Annotated in this window: 4 protein-coding genes; all 4 read left to right on the top strand. The window is 74.0% G+C overall.

The window, feature by feature from the left end:
- A partial coding sequence (locus D7W81_RS40280; protein ID WP_244227774.1) for a 16S rRNA (uracil(1498)-N(3))-methyltransferase occupies nucleotides 1-714 on the top strand: 714 nt, incomplete at its 5' end.
- Between the two features lie 109 nt (nucleotides 715-823).
- Nucleotides 824-1,090, top strand: a complete 267-nt coding sequence (locus D7W81_RS40275) for a GlsB/YeaQ/YmgE family stress response membrane protein (RefSeq protein WP_120560617.1) — start codon at nucleotides 824-826, stop codon at nucleotides 1,088-1,090.
- Between the two features lie 254 nt (nucleotides 1,091-1,344).
- Nucleotides 1,345-3,183, top strand: coding sequence for an RDD family protein (locus tag D7W81_RS43940; protein WP_244227773.1), 1,839 nt, complete (start codon nucleotides 1,345-1,347; stop codon nucleotides 3,181-3,183).
- A gap of 50 nt (nucleotides 3,184-3,233) precedes the next feature.
- The coding region (locus tag D7W81_RS40265; protein WP_497747191.1) for a GspE/PulE/PilB domain-containing protein at nucleotides 3,234-3,866 on the top strand (633 nt) is incomplete at its 3' end.

Raw genomic sequence — 3,866 nt, 5'->3', positions numbered from 1 at the left:
CTGCCCGACCCCGCCCCCGCCGACGTGACGCTCACGGGCGAGCGCCGCCACTACCTCGTCCACGTGCTGCGGCTGGAGGACGGCGACGCGCTGGAGGTGTTCGACGGCAAGGGCCGCGCCTTCGAGGCGCGCGTCACGGGGCTCTCCGCGGAGTCCGTACGGCTGGTGCTGGGGACCATGCGGGTGACGCCGCCCGCGCGCGGGATGAGCGTGCTCCAGGGGCTGCCCAAGGGGGACAAGCTGGAGCTGGTGCTGCAGAAAGGCACGGAGCTGGGCGCCACCGCGTTCCATCCCGTGGCCACGGCGCGCAGCGTGGTGAAGCTGGAGCCGAAGCGTGCGGAGGAGCGCACGCAGCGGTGGGCCAAGATTGTCGAGGAGGCCGCGCGCCAGTGCCGCCGCGATGACGTTCCGGCCGTGCACCCGCCCCGGCCGCTGCTGGACGCGGCGCGGGCCCTGACGCCGGGCACGCTGCTGCTGGTGTTGGATGAAGAGGAATCCGCCGTCCCCCTGGGCGAGGCGTTCCGGAGCGTGGCGCCAGGGACGCCGGTGGCGCTGGTGATTGGCCCCGAGGGCGGGCTTGCGCGGGAGGAGGTGGACGGGCTGCGGGCGCTGGGGGCGCGACCGGTGACGCTGGGCTCACGCATCCTGCGCACGGAGACGGCGGCGCTCGCGGCGCTCGCGGTGATGCAGCACCTGGATGGGTCGCTCGGATAGCAGGCGGGCGGACAGCCGTTCCTCGCATCCCGGGTCACGGATCCGTGTGGGCATTCCTACGTTTCTGCCATTCGGGACCTCGCGGGTCCCTCACACGGGAGAGACTCTCATGGGGATCATCGCTTTCATCATCATCGGCCTCATCGCGGGCCTCATTGCTCGAGCCATCCTGCCGGGCAAGCAGAGCATGGGACTGGTGGCGACCACGTTGCTGGGCATGGTGGGCTCGCTGTTGGGCGGCCTCATCGGTTCGCTCTTCCAGCGCAACGGACGGCTGTTCGACCTGCACGCGTCGGGCATCATCATGTCGGTCGTGGGCTCCATCATCGTGCTTCTCCTGGTGGGAGCAGCGGGACGGCGCCGCGTCCACGCCTAGCGTGAGGCGCCCCACACGCACCGTCCCCGAAGGGACGGTTGCCATGGCGCGGACGAGCCCCTGACGGTTCCTCGGGCGAGGAGCCAGCAGGGGCTTGTCCTTTTCTTGCTACAGGCCTGAATGCGGCCTTTCATGGCGACGGTTGTCCGCGTCACCGGGAGGATCCGTTGTCCAAGTGCCTGAAGTGCGGCGCCTCGCTGCCGCCGGTCGGAGATTGCCCCGCTTGCGCCGCCCATGCCGCGCGCCCACCCCCGGTGGCTTCCCTCCCGAGCCTGCTCGACCGCGACATCCACATTGATCGCCGCAAGTCAGGCGACCGTTCCGCCCCGGACCTGGGCGGCGACCCCATCACGCTGCACAGTGAGCCGCTGGAGCCGGAGACGCTGCGAGGCACGCCCGCCTTCGCGATGGAGGCGCCCCGCGGCCCTGTCACCCCGCCGGGAATGACGCCTTCGGTCCGGCCGGCCACGGCGCCAGTGCCTCCCGCCGCGCCACGCGCCGCCGCGCCCCGGCCCGCGCAGGCTCCGGCCGCCGCGCCTCGCGCCGCCGTGCCCCCGATGGATGGCCCCACGGTGCGCGCGTCCGCGTCCGACGCGACCCTCCGCGCGCCGGCCCCGGCCTCCGATGCGACCGTGCGCGCGCCCGCGCCCCATGCGGATCCGGCGGCTCGCGCTGCCGCGCCTCATGCGAATCCGGCGGCTCGCGCTGCCGCGCCCCAGGGTGACCTGACGGGTCGTGCCGGTGCTTCCCCTGCGGCTCCGGCCTCGCACGCGGACGCGACGATTCGCGCGGCGGCCCCGGCGGCGCGTCCCCCTTCGCCCCAGGCGGATGCGACGGTTCGCGCTCCCGCGCCGCACGCGGAGGGTCAACCGGCCCGGGCTCCCGCGCAGCAGGCTCCGCGGGCGGCTCCGGCTCCCGTTCCTCCTCGTGCCGCGGCTCCCGCCGGGAACGCGCCCTCCGGTGCCGTGCTTCCTCCGCGCCCCGCCGCTCCGCCTCCGGCAGTGGCGCCGATGGCCGCCGTGCCTCCGCGCGCCGCGCCCACCTCGGCCCTGGCGGAGCCGGGCTTCCAGAACCCTGGCGTCGCCGTGCCTCGCTCCGCCCAGGCTCCGGAGCCCCGCCCGAGCTCCGCGCCCACGCCGGCCTTCGGCACGGAGCCGCACATTCCGCGCGCCCAGGCGCAGGCCGCTTCGGGTCAGCCGCGTGGCAACGCCCCGGGTTCGCCCGGCCTCCCCCGCATGGACGCGCCCGCGCAGGCTCCCGGCCTGCCTCGCATGGAGGGCGCCGCCCAGCCTCGCGTGAACGCCGCCGCGCAGCCTGCTTCGTCCGGGCTGCCGCACCTGGACGGCCCCGCGCAGGCGGCCCAGGGCGCGGGCCTTCCTCGCCGGGAGCCCACCCCCGGACCGTCAGCCTCCGAGCATTGGGATGCATCGCAGGCCCCCTCCGGCCTGCCGGTCATGGAGGATCCGGCCAGCCTGCCTCCGCTGGAGACGCCGGCCTTCGCCACGTCCTCCGCGCCCGCCCCGGGAGTGTCCCGCATGGAAGCCTCGCCCAGCCCCGCTCCTACCGCTCCCGCGAAGTCGAAGGCCCCCGCGCCCTCCACGGTCCCGGCTCCGGCCGCTGGCGAAATCCACGCGCGGCCCGCCTCGCTGTGGCGCCGGCTGCTGTCCTTCACCGTCGACACCGCGGCCATCAGCGCCGTGGCGGCGGCCTACATCACCCTGGCCTCGTCCATCGCGGGCGTGAAGGGCCCGCAGCCGGGCCTGACCGGGCTGGACGCGTTCGTCGCCTGGCTGCGCGCGATGCACACCGTGCTGCTGCCCGGCGTGGTCCTGGTGCTGGTGCTCGCCACCGTGTACTGCGCGGTCGCGGCCTTCCTGTGGAATGGCCGTACCCTGGGACGGTTGCTCCTGGGCCTGCGTCTGGTGGACACCCATGGCATGGCGCCCACCCCGGGCCGGGCCATCTTCCGGGCACTGCTCGCCGGGCTTTCCTTCGTTCTCTTCCTGGGCGGCTTCTGGATGGCGCTGTTCGACCGCCGCGGGCAGACGCTCCATGACAAGCTGACGTCCACCTTCGTCGTCCAACCGAGCTGAAACCGGCTCATTGTGCCTTGCGGCCGCGGCCGTAAGATGCCGCGGCCTTCATGCCTTCGCGTCTTGCCCAGCACCTCGTCTCGCGCGCCCTCCTGACCCAGGAGCAGGCCGGGGAGTTGTTGCGTCTGCATCAGGTCCAGGGAGGCCACCTGGACACCGCGCTCCTGGAGCGCGGAATGTCCGAAGCGGACGTCCTCGCGATGATGGGCGAAGTGTCCGGCTTCCGGCCCGTGAACCTGGTGGACTTCGAGCCCAACCTCGAGGTGGCCAGCTTCATCCCCCCGAAAATCGCCGAGCGCCTGAGCGTCGTCCCCCTGTCGCTGGACGGCAACACGCTGCACGTGGCGTGCGCCTACCCGGTGCCCAAGAAGGAGCTGGACGAAGTCGGCTTCCTCCTGGGCAAGCCGCTGGAGCTGTGGGTCGCCGTCGAGCTGCGGGTGCGCGAGTGGATCTCCATCATCTACCGCCAGCCGCTGCCGACCCGCTTCGTCCAACTGGCGGAGGCCGTGGCCCAGCAGGCCGGGGCGCTCACGCCGCCCCCGCCGCCGCCGGACGACGAGTCGATGACGGTGGACATGGTGGAGCAGCTGGCGCGCAACGTGGCCCAGGAGCCCGCGCCCGCCGAGCCGCCCCGTCCCGCCGCCTCGCGTGAGCCCGCGCCCGCGGACATCCCGCCACCGGCG

Source organism: Corallococcus aberystwythensis (assembly GCF_003612165.1).
GTDB classification, from domain to species: domain Bacteria; phylum Myxococcota; class Myxococcia; order Myxococcales; family Myxococcaceae; genus Corallococcus; species Corallococcus aberystwythensis.
The sequence above is the reverse complement of the archived record's forward strand: the minus strand, read 5'-3'. Positions and strand labels throughout refer to the sequence as shown.